The organism is Arthrobacter sp. ES3-54 (assembly GCF_029504395.1).
Taxonomy (GTDB): Bacteria; Actinomycetota; Actinomycetes; order Actinomycetales; family Micrococcaceae; genus Arthrobacter.
In genome coordinates, this window is the sequence record NZ_JAQFIF010000002.1 from 494,315 (window position 1) to 510,053 (window position 15,739).

General features: G+C 67.7%; 11 protein-coding genes. All 11 read right to left on the reverse strand.

Annotated features, from left to right (window positions below):
* Positions 1-91: 91 nt before the first annotated feature.
* The 11 genes from pyk to hisI all read right to left on the reverse strand — a co-directional run bounded on the left by pyk (position 92) and on the right by hisI (position 15,654).
* Positions 92-1,594, reverse strand: a complete 1,503-nt coding sequence (gene pyk, locus M2428_RS05510) for a pyruvate kinase (protein ID WP_277524436.1) — start codon at positions 1,592-1,594, stop codon at positions 92-94.
* An 84-nt stretch (positions 1,595-1,678) separates the two neighbouring features.
* Positions 1,679-3,136 (reverse strand): glutamate synthase subunit beta, encoded by a 1,458-nt coding sequence (locus M2428_RS05515; protein ID WP_277524439.1) that lies wholly within the window; start codon positions 3,134-3,136, stop codon positions 1,679-1,681.
* The gene (gene gltB, locus M2428_RS05520) at positions 3,129-7,745 is read right to left on the reverse strand and encodes a glutamate synthase large subunit (protein WP_277524441.1); all 4,617 of its coding nucleotides are present in this window, start codon (positions 7,743-7,745) and stop codon (positions 3,129-3,131) included. The genes M2428_RS05515 and gltB overlap by 8 nt, the downstream gene beginning before the upstream one ends.
* 267 nt (positions 7,746-8,012) lie before the next feature.
* Positions 8,013-9,353 carry a prolipoprotein diacylglyceryl transferase gene (lgt, locus tag M2428_RS05525; protein ID WP_277524443.1) on the reverse strand — a complete coding sequence of 447 codons (1,341 nt, stop codon included), beginning with the start codon at positions 9,351-9,353 and terminating at the stop codon, positions 8,013-8,015.
* A 3-nt stretch (positions 9,354-9,356) separates the two neighbouring features.
* Positions 9,357-10,190, reverse strand: coding sequence for a tryptophan synthase subunit alpha (gene trpA, locus M2428_RS05530; protein ID WP_277524445.1), 834 nt, complete (start codon positions 10,188-10,190; stop codon positions 9,357-9,359).
* On the reverse strand, positions 10,187-11,539 hold the full coding sequence (gene trpB, locus M2428_RS05535; protein WP_277524447.1) for a tryptophan synthase subunit beta: 1,353 nt from the start codon (positions 11,537-11,539) through the stop codon (positions 10,187-10,189). Before trpB ends, trpA begins: the two co-directional genes overlap by 4 nt.
* Before the next feature lie 124 nt (positions 11,540-11,663).
* Positions 11,664-12,482, reverse strand: coding sequence for an indole-3-glycerol phosphate synthase TrpC (gene trpC / locus M2428_RS05540; protein ID WP_277524448.1), 819 nt, complete (start codon positions 12,480-12,482; stop codon positions 11,664-11,666).
* 2 nt (positions 12,483-12,484) lie between these two features.
* Entirely contained in the window at positions 12,485-12,772 is a 288-nt protein-coding gene (locus M2428_RS05545) for an HGxxPAAW family protein (protein ID WP_277524450.1), read from the reverse strand.
* Between the two features lie 96 nt (positions 12,773-12,868).
* Positions 12,869-13,504 (reverse strand): Trp biosynthesis-associated membrane protein, encoded by a 636-nt coding sequence (locus M2428_RS05550; RefSeq protein ID WP_277524452.1) that lies wholly within the window; start codon positions 13,502-13,504, stop codon positions 12,869-12,871.
* Between the two features lie 20 nt (positions 13,505-13,524).
* Positions 13,525-15,090: an anthranilate synthase component I gene (locus tag M2428_RS05555; RefSeq protein WP_277524454.1), complete on the reverse strand. Its 1,566-nt coding sequence runs from the start codon at positions 15,088-15,090 to the stop codon at positions 13,525-13,527.
* 117 nt (positions 15,091-15,207) lie between these two features.
* The gene (gene hisI / locus M2428_RS05560) at positions 15,208-15,654 is read right to left on the reverse strand and encodes a phosphoribosyl-AMP cyclohydrolase (RefSeq protein WP_277524455.1); all 447 of its coding nucleotides are present in this window, start codon (positions 15,652-15,654) and stop codon (positions 15,208-15,210) included.
* Between the last annotated feature and the right edge of the window lie 85 nt (positions 15,655-15,739).

Sequence of the window (15,739 nt, forward strand, 5' to 3'; positions counted from 1 at the left end):
GCAGCAACAAGCGGCAAGCCACAAAGCACCAAAAAAGGAGGATCCCCGCCAACCGGCGGGGATCCTCCCTTTTGCGTTCAAGCGTTCAGAACTAGGCCTGGGCCCGGTTCTTCTTCTTCTTTTCCGGCCACGGGCCGAGCTTGTCCTTGGCCACGGCTGCTTCGCCCTGGCCGCCGAAGTCCGCGAGGTCGCCCACCTTGTGGACCTTCAGCAGGTTCGTCGAACCGGCCTTTCCAGGAGGCGAACCGGCGGCGATGACCACCAGGTCGCCGTCCTCGACGACGTCCAACTCCAGCAGGCTGCGGTCAACCTGGGCCGTCATCTCGTCGGTGTGGCCCACCATCGGGACCAGGACCGGCTGGATGCCCCACGTCAGCGCGAGCTGGTTCCAGACGTGCTCCACCGGGGTGAAGGCGAAGACCGGCTTGATGGGGCGCAAACGCGAGAGGCGGCGTGCCGAGTCACCGGACTGGGTGAAGGTACAGATGTACTTCGCTTCCAGCTGGTCGGCGATCTCGACGGCGGCCCGGGTGATGGCACCGCCGCGGGTCTTGGGCTTGGTGCCCAGCGGGGGAACGCGCTCCAGGCCGTGCTCTTCGGTGGACTCGATGATCCGGGCCATGGTCTTGACCGTCTCGATCGGGTACTTGCCCACGCTGGTCTCGCCGGAGAGCATGACCGCGTCGGCACCGTCCAGCACGGCGTTGGCGCAGTCGGAGGCCTCGGCGCGCGTGGGGCGCGGGTTCTCGATCATGGACTCGAGGACCTGGGTGGCCACGATGACGGGCTTGGCCCAACGGCGTGCCAGTTCGATGGCGCGTTTCTGCACGATCGGCACTTCCTCGAGGGGAAGTTCCACACCGAGGTCGCCACGGGCCACCATGATGGCGTCGAAGGCGTCGATGATCTCGTGCAGCTGCTCCACGGCCTGCGGCTTCTCGATCTTGGCGATCACCGGCACGCGGCGGCCTTCTTCGTCCATGATCTCGTGCACGCGGACGATGTCCGAAGCGTCGCGGACGAAGGACAGGGCAACCATGTCCACACCGCGGCGCATGGCCCAGCGAAGATCGTCCTCGTCCTTTTCGCTCAGCGCCGGCACGTTGACGGCCACGCCGGGCAGGTTGATGCCCTTGTTGTTCGAGACCCAGCCGCCGACGATCACCTGGGCGACCACCTTGACGGAGTCGACGTCGATCGCGCGGAGGGCGACCTTGCCGTCGTCGATGAGCAGGGCATCGCCCGGGTTGACGTCCTCGGTGAGGGACTTGAGCGTCGTGGAGCAGATGTCCTTGGTGCCGGGAACGTCCTCGGTGGTGATCGTGAACGTGTCACCGACCTCCAAGAGGTGCGGTCCGTCGACGAAGCGTCCCAGGCGGATCTTCGGCCCCTGCAGGTCGGCCATGATGGCCACGGCCTTGCCGAGCTGTGCCGCTGCCTTGCGGACGTTCTCGTAAGTGGTGTCGTGCACGGAATAATCGCCGTGGCTCATGTTCATGCGGGCCACGTCGACGCCGGCTTCCAGCACTGCAAGCGTGTTGTCAAAGCTTGCGATTGCCGGTCCGAAAGTGGCCACGATTTTAGCGCGTCTCATATACCTACCCTAGTGGTCTGTTGCATGGATGAAGTTGAAGCGAGGATGAATCCTGGGCGAGCTGGCTGGACTCGAGCTGTTGGACTACAGAACAGCCATCGCACGGTCGGTCGGCGCCACGGGTGCCGGCAGGATGGTGCTGCCCATCAGGAACTTGTCCACCGCGGCCGCGCAGGCGCGCCCTTCGGCGATGGCCCAGACGATCAGTGACTGGCCTCGGCCGGCGTCGCCGGCGACGAAGATGCCCTCGGTGTTGGTCATGTAGTAACCGTCCCGGGCCACGTTGCCGCGGCCGTCGAAGTCGGCCTGGACCTGGGCGGTGATCCCGGCCGGCTCGGGGCCGGTGAAGCCCAGGGACAGCAGGACGAGGTCCGCGGGGATGATCCGCTCGGTGCCGGCCTTCGGGAGGCGCTTGCCGTCGACGAATTCCGTCTCCGCCACCTTGACGCCGGTGACTTTGCCGTTTTCCCCGACGAACTCCACGGTGGAGGCGAGATAGGTGCGTTCGCCGCCTTCCTCGTGCGCGCTGGCGACCTCGAACAAGGTGGGGAACGTCGGCCACGGCTGGTGGCCTGCACGCTCGACGGGCGGCTGCTTGCCGATCGCGAGGGTGGTCACGGATGCGGCCTGGTGCCGGTGTGCCGTGCCGAGGCAGTCGGCGCCGGTGTCGCCGCCGCCGAGGATGACGACGTGCTTGCCCGCGGCGTTAATCTGGTTCTCCACGGTCTCCCCCGCCACCACCCGGTTGGCCGGCACGAGGTAGTCCATGGCGAAGTGGACGCCCTCGAGCTCGCGGCCCGGAATCGGCAGGTCACGCGGGACGGTGGCGCCGGTGGCGATCACGACGGCGTCGTACCGGCGGCGCAGCTGCTCCCACGTCACGTCGGTGCCGACGGCCACGCCGGTGCGGAACCGGGTGCCCTCGGCCTTCATCTGCTCGAGCCGGCGGTCCACCTGCTCTTTTTCCATCTTGAAGTCGGGGATCCCGTAGCGCAGGAGCCCGCCAATCTTGTCGTCGCGCTCGTAAACAGCCACGGTGTGGCCCACCCGGGTCAGCTGCTGGGCGACGGCGAGCCCGGCGGGGCCGGAACCGACGACGGCGACCGTCTTGCCGGTCAGTCGCGCCGGCGGCAGGGGGTTGACCCAGCCGTTCTCGAACGCCTGGTCCACGATGGACACCTCAACCTGCTTGATGGTCACCGCGGGCTGGTTGATGCCCAGCACGCAGGACGCCTCGCAAGGGGCCGGGCACAGCCGGCCCGTGAACTCGGGGAAGTTGTTGGTGGCGTGCAGCCGCTCCATCGCTTCCTCGCCCTTGTCCCGCCAGATGAGGTCGTTCCATTCCGGAATGAGGTTGCCCAGCGGGCAGCCCTGGTGGCAGAACGGGATGCCGCAATCCATGCAGCGGCCCGCCTGGCTTTTCAGGACACCCTTTTCCTGGGCCTCGTAGACCTCTTTCCAGTCCATGATGCGGACCGGAACGGGACGGCGGGGCTGGGTTTCGCGCTGACGTACTTTCAGAAATCCGCGTGGATCAGCCACCGGTCACCTCCAGGATTCGAGACCAAACTTCTTCGCCGTCGGGGTCCAGGCCCTCTTCGATGGCGTCAAGACGGGTTTGCAGGACGGCCGCGTAGTCGCGCGGCAGCACCTTGGTTATGCGGGCTGCGGTGTCATCGAAGTTCTCGAGCAGCCGGGCCCCGAGCAGCGACTCGGTTTCCTCGAGGTGCTTGACGAGCAGCCCGTGGACGATGTCGCGGTCCTCGGCGTCGAGCTCGAGCAACTGCAGCTCGCCGGACTCGAGGGCCTGCTTGTTGACGCGTTCGGTCTGCAGGTCCAGCACATAGGCCGTGCCACCGGACATGCCGGCACCGAAGTTGCGGCCGGTGCGGCCGATGATGAGCGTCTGGCCGCCGGTCATGTACTCGCAGCCGTGGTCGCCGATGCCTTCGGCCACCGCGGTGGCGCCCGAGTTGCGGACCAGGAAGCGTTCGCCCACCTGGCCGCGCAGGAACATTTCACCGCTCGTGGCGCCGTAGCCGATCACATTCCCGGCGATCACGTTCCGCTCGGCCGGGAACACGTTGGTGCGGTCCGGCCGGACAATGATGCGGCCGCCGGACAGTCCCTTGCCGACGTAGTCGTTCGAGTCGCCGAACATGCGCAACGTGATGCCGGCCGGCAAGAACGCCCCGAGTGACTGGCCCGCGGTGCCACTGAGCGTGATGTCAATGGTGTCCGTGGCCAGAACGTCGGTGCTGAAGGTCTTCGTGACCACGTGGCCGAGCATGGTGCCGACGGAGCGGTCCGTGTTGATGACGTTCACGGAGATCTTCACCGGTGTGCGGTCACTGAGCGCTTCGGCTGCCATGGCGATCAGGCGCTGGTCGAAGTGCTTGTCGAGTTCGTGGTTCTGGCCGGTGAGGTTGCGCAGCGGCGCATCGTTGTCGAACTCGAGGCCGTGCAGGATCGGATCCAGGTCCAGCCCTTCGGCCTTCCAGTGGTTGATCGCGTCGCGGGAGTCGAGCATCTCGGCATGGCCGATCGCCTCCTCGATGCTGCGGAAACCCAGTTCCGCGAGGATTTCGCGGACTTCCTCGGCAAGGAATTCGAAGAAGTTCACCACGAACTCGGGCTTGCCGTTGAACCTGGAGCGCAGCTCGGGGTTCTGGGTCGCGACGCCCACCGGGCAGGTGTCCAGGTGGCAGACCCGCATCATGATGCAGCCGGAGACCACCAGCGGAGCGGTGGCAAAACCAAATTCCTCGCCGCCAAGCAGCGCGGCAATCACGACGTCGCGGCCGGTCTTGAGCTGGCCATCGACCTGCACCACCACACGGTCGCGCAGGCCGTTGAGCATGAGCGTCTGCTGGGTCTCTGCGAGGCCGAGTTCCCACGGGACACCGGCGTGCTTGAGCGAGTTCAGCGGCGAGGCGCCGGTACCGCCGTCGTGGCCGGAAACCAGCACGACGTCGGCCTTCGCCTTGGTGACGCCGGCCGCCACGGTGCCGATCCCGACTTCGGAGACGAGCTTGACGTGCACCCGGGCCGAGGGGTTGGCGCGCTTGGCGTCGTAGATCAGCTGCGCGAGGTCCTCGATCGAGTAGATGTCGTGGTGCGGGGGCGGCGAAATGAGGCCGACGCCGGGGGTGGAGTGCCGCGTGCGGGCCACCCAGGGGTAGACCTTCTGCGCCATCAGCTGGCCGCCTTCGCCGGGCTTGGCACCCTGCGCCATCTTGATCTGGATGTCGTCCGCGTTGGACAGGTACAGGCTGGTGACGCCGAAGCGGCCGGAGGCGATCTGCTTGACCGCGGAACGGCGGGTGGGATCGAGCAGGCGGTCCACGTCCTCGCCGCCTTCACCGGTGTTGGACTTGCCGCCCAGCCGGTTCATGGCGATCGCGAGGGTCTCGTGGGCTTCCTTGGAGATGGAGCCATAGCTCATGGCGCCGGTGGAGAACCGCTTGACGATGCTGGAAACCGGTTCCACTTCCTCAAGCGGCACCGCGGGACGCGAGCCGGCCTTGAACTTCAGCAGCCCGCGCAGGGTCATGAGGTTCTCGGACTGGTCGTCGACGCCGCGGGTGTAGGCCTTGAAGATGTCGTAGCGGCGTTCACGGGTGGCGTGCTGGAGCCGGAACACGGTCTCGGGGTTGAACAGGTGGGGCTCGCCGTCGCGGCGCCACTGGTATTCGCCGCCGCCGAGCAGGGGCTGGTGCGGCAGTTCGATGCCGTTCTCGGGGTAGGCCATGCGGTGGCGGGCCAGGACTTCGGCGGCAATGACTTCGAGGCCGACGCCGCCGAGCTGGGAATGCGTGCCGGAGAAGTACTCGTCCACCAGGTCCTGGCCGAGGCCCAGGGCTTCAAAAGTCTGGGCGCCCGTGTAGGAGGCCACGGTGGAGATGCCCATCTTGGACATGATCTTCAGGACGCCCTTGCCGAGGCCCTTGATCAGGTTGTAGACGCCGTCCTGCGGCGTGACCCCGACGACGTCGCCGGAGGCGATGAGCTGCTCCACGGATTCCATGGCCAGGTACGGGTTCACGGCGGAGGCGCCGTAGCCGATGAGTACGGCGACGTGGTGCGTCTCGCGGACGTCGCCGGCCTCCACCACGAGGGCGGTCTTGGTGCGGTTGGCGCTGCGCAGCAGGTGGTGGTGCACGGCGCTGACGAGCAGCAGGGACGGGATCGGGGCCCACTGGGCGTTGGAGTCGCGGTCCGAGAGCACCACGTACTGGACGCCGCGGTTGATCGCTCCGGAGACCTGCTCGCAGATTTCGGTGAGCCGGGCGCGGAGGGCGTTCTCGCCGCCTTCCGGGCGGTACAGTCCGCGGACCTTCATGGCGACCTTGCCGCCGTCGGCGCTCTCGATGTTCGCGATCTTGGCGAGCTGGTCGTTGTTGATCACGGGAAACGGCAGCGAGACCTGCGGCTGCCGGACCTGATTGGTGTCCAGCAGGTTGCCGTTCGGGCCGATCGCGCACATCAGGGACGTGACAAGCTCTTCACGGATGGCATCCAGCGGCGGATTGGTGACCTGCGCGAAGGACTGCACGAAGTAATCGAAGAGCAGCCGCGGCCGCTTGGACAGCACGGCCACCGGAGTGTCGGAGCCCATGGCACCGAGCGGCTCGGCGCCAGTGCGGGCCATCGGGCCCAGCAGGATTTTCAGTTCCTCGGTGGTGTAACCAAAGGTCCGCTGGCGGATGTTGACCGAGGCGGCAGTGTGGACCACGTGCTCGCGTTCGGGCAGGTGGTTGAGGTCGATCAGGTTGTCCTTGACCCACTCGGCCCAGGGGTTCGCGGCGGCGACCTCGGCCTTGACCTCGGCGTCGTCGATGATCCGGCCTGCCTCAGTGTCCACCAGGAACATCTTGCCGGGCGAGACGCGTCCCTTCTTGACCACCTTGGAGGGTTCGACGTCGATCACGCCGACCTCCGAGGCGAAGATGATGAGGCCTTCCTCGGTGATCCAGTACCGGCCCGGGCGCAGCCCGTTGCGGTCCAGCGTGGCGCCGACCAGGTTGCCGTCCGTGAAGGAGACAGCCGCCGGGCCGTCCCACGGCTCCATGAGCATCGAGTGGTACTCGTAGAAGGCGCGGCGCGCCGGATCCATGGTGGCGTGATTTTCCCACGCCTCCGGGATCATCATCATGATCGAGTGCGTGATGGGCCGGCCGGAGAGCCAGAGCAGTTCCGCAACTTCATCGAACGAGGCCGAGTCCGAGGCGCCCGGGGTGCAAATCGGGAACAGCTCTTCGGGTGAGTCCCCCAGCAGCGGGCTGGAGAGCTGCGATTGGCGTGCCCGCATCCAGTTCCGGTTGCCCTTGACCGTGTTGATCTCGCCGTTGTGCGCGATGGTGCGGAACGGCTGGGCCAGGGGCCAGGACGGGAAGGTGTTGGTGGAGAAGCGCGAGTGGACGATCGCGAGCTTGGTCTTGAAGCGCTTGTCCGAAAGGTCCGGGTAGAACGGCTCCAGCTGCGCGGTGGTGAGCATGCCCTTGTAGACGATGGTCCGGGAGGACAGCGACGGGAAGTACACGCCGAACTTGTTCTGGGCGCGCTTGCGGATCCGCCAGGCGCGGGAATCGAGCTCGTTGCGCTCGAGGGTTTCGCCGGCGCTGGAGGCGAAGAAGGGCTGCGAGAAGTGCGGCATGCAGGCCCGGGCCATGGCCCCGACCAGGTCGGCCACGATCGGGACGTCGCGCCAGCCCAGGACGGTCAGGCCCTCGTCCGCGGCGAGGCCCTCGATGCCGGAGCGGGCGGCGTCGGATTCGCGCTGCTCGGCGGGCAGGAACGCGGTTCCCACGATGTACTGGCCGGGGGCCGGAAGTTCGAAGTCCGTGACCGCGCGGAAGAATTCGTCCGGCACCTGCATGAGGAGGCCGGCGCCGTCACCGGTACCTTCATCGGCGCCCACGGCACCGCGGTGCTCAAGGTTGCGCAGGGCGGTCAGGGCGGCGTCGACGATGTCATAGCCAGGCTCGCCGCGGAGCGTGGCGATAATGGCCAGGCCGCAGGCGTCCTTCTCGTTCTCCGGGTTGTAGAGACCGGCAGCGGCCGGAATCGCCGCGAACCGGCTGAAGGGTGACTCGGCAGCCGAGGTCGGGTCCGGATCGGACCAGCTGGGGCTGTGAAGAGTTTGGGTCATTGGAGACGTCCTTCCTCCTGATCGTGCGTATGGGAGGGACAACATTGGCCCCACTCAGCCCCGCCGGTGTGATGGGCGCAACAGAGTGTTTTTCTAACTGGAATTGTAGGCCAGCCCGGCCTCCTGTACTAACAGTTACGCAGGTGCAGGCCCAGGCTTGCACGGACAGCGTCGATCTGCTGTCCGGGGCAAGCCCTCTTGCCACGACGCTGTGGGGGTTCGGGTCCTGCGAGCGGTGGCTCCGCAACCCGAGATACCGGTGCTGAGCTACTTGGTGCCCTCAGCCTCCGGCGCGCTTCCAGTTCCCTGGCGTCCGGATACTCCGGCCGCCGGAGCTCCTGTGGCGGGCGCGGTGCCGCCGGTGGAGTCCTTGTCCGCATCCTCGGATGCGCGAACTGGTCCGCTTTGGTTATTCCGGAGATTAGCACGGGATTCACTATCTGAGACAGCAGAGTCCGCATGGCGGATGGTTGTTGCCTCCGCCGGAACGGTGGTGCGCTCCCCCTCAGCGGCATTCGCCCGCACTTCGTTCGTCCCGACGACGGCGGCAGCCGGCGCGGCGGCGGCCCCCGTCGCACCGGTGGTGCGATCGGCGCCGGTTGTGCGGTCGGCGCCGGTGGCGCGGTCGGCGTCGACCGCTTCAGCGTCTGTCTCTGACTCGGCCGTCTTGGACTCTGCCGACGTCGTCTCTACCGTCTTCGTCTCCGGGTCGCGGCCCGGGAGGAACACGGTGTCCGGCTCGGAGCGTTTGCGCAGGCCGAGGAGGATGAAGGCGAGCAGCGCACCGGCAAAGACAATGATGCTGGTCCAGACATTGAGCCTAGTGGTGATCCCGAAGAGGCTGATCTGTTCGGCGTCGTCGATCCGCATGGCCTCGATCCAGACACGGCCAAGGGTGTAGTACATGGCGTAGACGCAGAAGAGGCGGCCGCGGCGGAAGCTGAATCTCCGGTCCAGGGCCAGCAGGATCAGCACGCCGGCCAGGTTCCACAGCGACTCGTAGAGGAACGTCGGGTGGAAGAGCGTCTCTGCCGGCATGCCCGCCGGGAAGTTCGGGTTGTTGGGATCGATCTGCAGCCCCCACGGAAGCGTGGTGGGCCCGCCGAAGAGCTCCTGGTTGAAGTAGTTGCCCCACCGGCCAATCGCCTGGGCCAGCAGCAGTCCGGGGGCCGCCGCGTCCATAAAAGCACTCAGCTTCACCCCGGCCCGCCGGCACCCGATCCAGGCGCCCACGGCGCCCAGCAGGACGGCGCCCCAGATGCCCAGGCCGCCGCGCTGGATCTGCGGAATCAGGGACAGGTCGCCCGTGCCATCGAATCCGGGACCAAAGTAGGCATCCGGCGAGGAGAACACGTGGTAGAGCCGTCCGCCGATGATGCCGAACGGGATGGCCCAGATGGCGATGTCCCAGACGCTGCCCTCAGGTGCGCCGCGGCGCGCCCAGCGGACGGACGTGAGCCACAGGCCGGCAATGATGCCGGCAAGGATGCACAGGGCGTAGGCGTGGATGCGCAAGGCCCCCCACGGCAGCGGGATGTCGAATCCGGACCAGCTGGGGCTCGGAATGCTCGCGGGAATCATCGCCGCCGCGTGGAGGACTGACTGCATTGCTTACGCTTCTTCCTTGGTAAGGCCGGTGCTGAGGTCTTTCGTCAGCGAGGCTACCGCATCCACGCCGCCGTCCCGGATGGCTGCGACGAGGGCGGTGCCCACAATCACGCCGTCTGCATACTCGGCGATCTCGCGGACGTGGCCGGCGTTGGAGACGCCCAGGCCCACGCAGACGCGTTCGGCGCCGGCAGCGTGCGCGGCGGCCACAACGCTCTTGGCCGCCGAACTGACCGAGGCCCGGGCGCCGGTGACGCCCATGATGGAGACGGCGTACACGAAGCCGCGGCTCGCGTCGACAGTGCGCTTCATGCGTTCCGGGGAAGACGAGGGAGCCACCAGGAACACCCGGTCCAGTCCGTACTTGTCGGAGGCTGCCATCCATTCGGCGGCCTCGTCGGGGATGAGGTCGGGCGTGATCAGCCCGGCTCCCCCGGCCTCGGCCAGACGGCGGGAGAACTCGTCCACGCCCATCCGGACCACGGGGTTCCAGTAGGTCATGACCAGCACGGCGGCGTCGGTCTTGCTCGTGATGCCGCGGACCACGTCGAAGACCTCCGGGACCCGGAAGCCCTTCGCCAGGGCCTCCGTCGTGGCCGCCTGGATGACCTGGCCGTCCATGACCGGATCGGAGTACGGGATGCCGATCTCGATGAGGTCCGCGCCGTTCTCGGCCAAGGCGATGCCGGCGGCAATGGTGTCTGCAACGCTCGGGTAGCCGGCGGGCAGGTAGCCGATCAGGGCCGCCCGGCCCTGGGCGCGGGCGCGGTCAATGGCCGCGGCCGATTTGCTGGCGTGCTGCGCGGCGTTCTGGGTGCCGTCCTGGCTGGTACTCACAGCTGTTCCCCCTCTTTGGCGATTTCGGCTTCAGGTGAGTCCTCGTCCAGCAGGTCGAACCATTCCGCGGCGGTGGCCACGTCCTTATCGCCGCGGCCGGAAAGGTTCACGATCACGATCTTCTCGGACGCCGCGCCCGCGTCCTCCGCGGCGAGCCGCTGGCCCACCTTGATGGCGCCGGCGAGGGCGTGGGCAGACTCGATGGCGGGGATAATGCCCTCGGTGCGGCACAGGAGCCGGAAGGCCTCCATGGCTTCGCTGTCCGTGATGGGCTCGTACCTGACCCGGCCGATGTCGGCGAGGTAGGAGTGCTCGGGGCCGACCCCGGGGTAGTCCAGGCCCGCCGAGATGGAGTGCGACTCGATGGTCTGGCCGTCGTCGTCCTGCATGAGGTAGGAGCGCGCGCCGTGCAGCACGCCGGGCTTGCCGAGCGTGATGGTGGCGGCGTGGCGTCCGGTTTCAACGCCCTCGCCGCCGGCTTCGAAGCCGTAGATCTTGACCGAGGCGTCATCGAGGAAGCCGTGGAAGATGCCGATCGCGTTGGAGCCGCCGCCGATGCAGGCACAGACGGCGTCCGGAAGCCGGCCCGTCTGATCCAGGATCTGGGCCCGGGCTTCCTCGCCGATGACTTCGTGGAAGTAGCGGACCATCGCCGGGAACGGGTGCGCGCCGGCGGCGGTGCCCAGCAGGTAGTGCGTGTTGCCCACGTTCGCGACCCAGTCGCGCAGAGCTTCGTTGATGGCGTCCTTGAGCGTCTGGGATCCGTTGGTCACCGGGATGACTGTGGCGCCGAGGAGCTCCATCCGGGCCACGTTGAGGGACTGCCGGCGGCAGTCCTCGGCGCCCATGTAGACCACGCATTCCAGGCCCAGCAGGGCCGCCGCCGTGGCGCTGGCAACACCGTGCTGACCGGCGCCGGTCTCGGCGATGACACGGGTCTTGCCCATCCGCTTGGCGAGCAGCGCCTGGCCCAGGACGTTGTTGATCTTGTGCGAGCCGGTGTGGTTGAGGTCTTCGCGCTTGAGGAAGATCCGCACCCCGCCGGCGTGCTCGGCGAAGCGCTTGGCCTCGGTCAGCAGCGACGGCCGGCCCGAGTAGTTCTTGTTCAGGTCGGCGATCTGGGCCGTGAACTCGGGATCGGCCTTGGCCTTCTCGAAGGTGTCCTCGAGCTCGTCCAGGGCCGCGATGAGCGACTCGGGCATCCAGCGCCCGCCGTAGCCTCCGAAGTAGGGCCCCGGGGCGTGCCGCAGGGACGGTCCGCCCTGCGCCGTAGGCTCCTGGGGGCGGCCGCCCTGCAGGAACGCGTCCACGGCACTTTCGTCAGAGCCGGCTGCTGGCGCATCGACCATCAGTCTCACCATCCTGTTCCACTGCTAGCTTTGCGGATCTGCAGACGAGATCCGCTCATTGTCCGGGCAAATTGCGGGCCCGGTACCGCTTACGGTCCGGACGGAGGCGCCAGGACCGGCCGGCTCAGGCGCGGGCGGCGATTGCCGTTGCGCCGGCAGCCATGAATTCGGCGATCCGCTCGCGGGGCGTCGCGTCACTGACCAGCGCTTCGCCGACCAGGACCGCGTTGGCGCCGCGGGCCGCGTAGTGCTTGACGTCCTCAACGTCGCGCACGCCGGATTCGGCCACCACGAGGGCACCGGCGGGAATGCCGCCGGCCAGCTCCGCGAACACGGAACGGTCGACGTCGAGCGTCTTGAGGTTGCGCACGTTGACGCCGATGATCCGGGCCTCCGCGGCTACCGCGCGCTCGATTTCCTCGGCGGTGTGCGTCTCGACCAGCACGTTCATGCCGAGCTCGCGGCTGAGGGCCGTGAATTCACGCAGCTGGGCGTCCGAGAGCGAGGCCACGATCAGCAGGATCAGGTCGGCACCGTGGGCCCGGGCCTCCCAGATCTGGTACTCGTCAACCATGAAGTCCTTGCGCAGCAGCGGAATGTCCACTGCGGCGCGGACGGCGTCGAGGTCGGCGAGGGAGCCGCCGAATCGGCGCTCCTCGGTCAGGACGCTGATCACGGCGGCCCCGCCGTCGGCGTACTGCGCGGCGAGGGACGCGGGATCGGCGATGTCCGCGAGCCGGCCTTTGGACGGGCTGCGGCGCTTGACCTCGGCAATGACCTTGAGCTGGTCTCGGGTGCTGGAGGTCCCGCCCAGGGCGGCCCAGGCGTCACGGGCGGGCGCCGCCTCGGCGGCGCGCTCCTTCAGTTCGGCGAGCGTGACCAGACGCTGGCGTGCCTGCATATCCTCCAGGACACCGGCGTTGATGTCGTCGAGAACGCTCACGCTCAGTGGCCGGAGTTCTTCAGCTTGCTGCCGCCGACGCCGTAGCCGGCCTTGCGCATGGCCCAGCCGGCGAGCAGGCCGATCACCATGATTGCCGCACCCGCGACGAAGATCGGGGTGTTGGCGATGACGAAGGCGATGGACGCAACGAGGGCGCCGACCAGCATCACGATCACGCACGTCCATGCGGCCGGGCTGTTGCCGTGACCCGGCGCTTCGCTGTGATCGACGTCGTCGTAGACGCCCTTCGGCGCAGCGGACGTGGATGCGGAAACAGTGGCTTTGCTCATTGAAATCTCCTCAGGATGAATACTGCTTACATTCTGCCATTTTTTGGCAGTGTTGTTGCCCGCGTTGCTGGTACCGTTGCTGGCCGCGGCATCGGCTCAGGTGGGGTCGTCACCACGGGACAACCGGTCCCAGCTGTCAATCTCGTCCGCGGGGGCGGCCGGGGCAGTACCACCAACTGCAGTCCCGCCGGCGGCGGGCCTAGCGGCTGCCGCGTCATATTTGGTGCGGCTCTTCCAGTAACGGCCGGCCGGCACGATCGCCAGGGCGCTAATTCCCAGCAGGGCGCCAGCGACGACGGCGAGAACGGGGAACACTGTCACGTCCACCTGCACGCTGCTGCCACTGATCCCGGTGGCGGCCGCGATCGATCCCTGCGCGGCGGACAGCGGGTCCGCCAGCACGACGGCTGCCGCGGCAACGATCCCCGCGGCCGCAAGGAGGATGATCGCCGTGACGACCCAGCGGGCCACGCGGCCGGCGATCGAGGCCGCGAGTCCGCCGGCGAGGGCGACAAGCGCCAGGGCCGTCACAGTGGTCGCAGCCTTGCTGCCCTGGACCTGCAGCCCGTCCTGGTTGGCCACGGCCGCGCCGAGCTGCGCGGGGTCGAGGTGCACGGTGAGCCAGGTCTGGGTGGTAGTCCCGAACACGGCCAGCGACAGGGCGGCGATAACCAGGACCAGGGTGGACTTGCGGGCCCAGCCGGGGACGGCGGGCCGTGTGGTGGTCTTCACGGTTCCTTCCGGGTGCCCCATCAGGAATCCGCCCCGGCGTCGGGCACCGTATCAGCGGTGATGTTGTGCAGCGAACTGGCCGTGTGCACGGCGCGGAGCGGGGCGGCGGCCTTGTTGACTGTTTCCTGGGCCTCGGTGGGGTTGACCGAATCTGCCACGATCCCGCCTCCGGCCTGGACGTAAGCGCGTCCTTCCCGGAGCAGGGCCGAACGGATCGCGATCGCCATGTCCATGTCCCCGGCGAAGTCTAGGTAGCCCACCACGCCGCCGTAGATGCCGCGCCGGTGCGGTTCAAGTTCGTCCAGGAGGCGCAGGGCCCTCGGCTTCGGGGCACCGGAGAGGGTGCCGGCCGGGAACGTGGCCTTGAGGACGTCGTAGGCCTTGGCGGCCGGGGCAAGCTCGCCCACCACCGTGGACACCAGATGCATGATGTGGCTGAAGCGTTCCACTTCCATGAATTGGGTGACGTCAACGGATCCTGCGACGCAGACCTTGGAGAGGTCGTTGCGGGACAGGTCGACCAGCATCAGGTGCTCGGCGCGTTCTTTCTCGTCCGCCAGCAGTTCCTCGGCCAGGGCCTTGTCCGCCTCCACCGTCTTGCCGCGCGGCCGTGAGCCGGCGATGGGGTGGGTGATGACTTCATCCCCGGTCACGGTGACGAGGGCCTCCGGCGAGGAGCCGACGATCGTGTATTCGCGGCCCGCGGCGTCCTCGAAGCTGAAGAGGTACATGTAGGGGCTGGGGTTGGTGTTCCGCAGGACCCGGTAGACGTCGAGGGGGTCGGCGCCGCACTCCATTTCGAAGCGGCGGGAGATCACCACCTGGAAGACCTCGCCGTCCACGATCGCCTCCTTGCCGCGGTCCAGGGCGGCCAGGTATTCGGATTCGTCCCAGCGTTCCTGCACGCTCGACGCGAAATCCAAGGCGGCCGTTTCGAGCACGGAGACAGGCTGCTCCACGGGGCGGCTGATCTTTTCCAGCAGGGCTTTGACGCGTGCGACGGCGTCGTGCCAGGCGTCGTCGACGCGTTCGGTGCTGTTGTCGAAGTTGATGGCGTTGGCGATCAACAGGACGGTGCCGTCCATGTTGTCGTGGACCGCCATGTCCGTGACGAGGTTGAGGGCCATTTCCGGCAGCTGGAGGTCATCCTCCGGCGGGCTGGTCAACTTCTCCCAGTGCCGGACGGTTTCCCAGCCGAGGAATCCGACCAGGCCGGACGTGAACGGCGGCAGGCCGTCGAAGCGTTCGGTGCGGAGCGCCGCGACGGTGTCGCGGATGGCGTCCACCGGGTTGCCGTCCAGCGGCACACCGACCGGGGGCTCGCCCAGCCAGTGCGCGCTGCCGTCCTTGGTGGTCAGGGTGGCCCGGGAGCGGGAGCCGATGAAGGAATAGCGGGACCAGGCGCCGCCGACCGCCGCCGATTCCATCAGGAACGTGCCGGGCTGGCCCTGGGCGAGCTTGCGGTAGAGCCCGATCGGGGTTTCGGCGTCAGCCAGCACCTTGAGCCGGACGGGGATGACGCGGCTGTGGCCTGCGAGTTCACGGAACTCTTCGAGGCCGGGGCTGATGATTCCAAGGTCCTGCATGGCTGTGCTTTCCGCCTGTTCTATAGGTGGACCGGCCACCGGATCCGGTCATGGATCTGTGTGGGTCCGGTTCGTGAAGCTGTGTGTCCTGTTGCGGGTCTGCTACTGCAGGGGCGCTTAGCCTCCGTGGCCGACGACGGCGTCCAGCTCGCGGCCATCGAAGCAGGTCCGGGTTCCGGTGTGGCACGCTGCGCCGACCTGGTCGACCCGGACCAGCAGGGCATCGCCGTCGCAGTCCATGGCGAGCGACTTGACCCATTGCACATGCCCGGAGGTGTCGCCCTTGCGCCAGTACTCCTGCCGGGACCGCGAAAAGAAGGTCACGCGTCCGCTCGTCATGGTGCGGTGCAGCGCCTCGTCATCCATCCAGCCCAGCATCAGTACCTCGTGGGTATCGAACTGTTGGACGATCGCGGCCACCAGGCCTGCGCTGTCCCGTTTGAGGGCGTCCGCCAGTCCGGCCGGCAGGGGGCTGCCGTTGACGGGACTGCCATCGACGGCGCTGGTGACGGGGCCGGCGCTGTCATTGACGGGGCTGGGGGCGGGGGCGGGCTGCTCAGACATCAGATCAAGTCTAGTGCCTCCGGGCTGGCCGCCGGCCTGCGGGCCGTCCCGCCGCTTAACACTGTAGCCCGATCGGGGCGCCGGC

Coding starts and splice junctions, on each gene's coding strand:
- M2428_RS05545 (WP_277524450.1), bottom strand. CDS start 12,772: ATGAGCAAAGCCACTGTTTCCGCATCCACGTCCGCTGCGCCGAAGGGC.
- M2428_RS05555 (WP_277524454.1), bottom strand. CDS start 15,090: ATGCAGGACCTTGGAATCATCAGCCCCGGCCTCGAAGAGTTCCGTGAA.
- gltB (WP_277524441.1), bottom strand. CDS start 7,745: ATGACCCAAACTCTTCACAGCCCCAGCTGGTCCGATCCGGACCCGACC.
- hisI (WP_277524455.1), bottom strand. CDS start 15,654: ATGTCTGAGCAGCCCGCCCCCGCCCCCAGCCCCGTCAATGACAGCGCC.
- lgt (WP_277524443.1), bottom strand. CDS start 9,353: ATGCAGTCAGTCCTCCACGCGGCGGCGATGATTCCCGCGAGCATTCCG.
- pyk (WP_277524436.1), bottom strand. CDS start 1,594: ATGAGACGCGCTAAAATCGTGGCCACTTTCGGACCGGCAATCGCAAGC.
- trpB (WP_277524447.1), bottom strand. CDS start 11,539: ATGGTCGATGCGCCAGCAGCCGGCTCTGACGAAAGTGCCGTGGACGCG.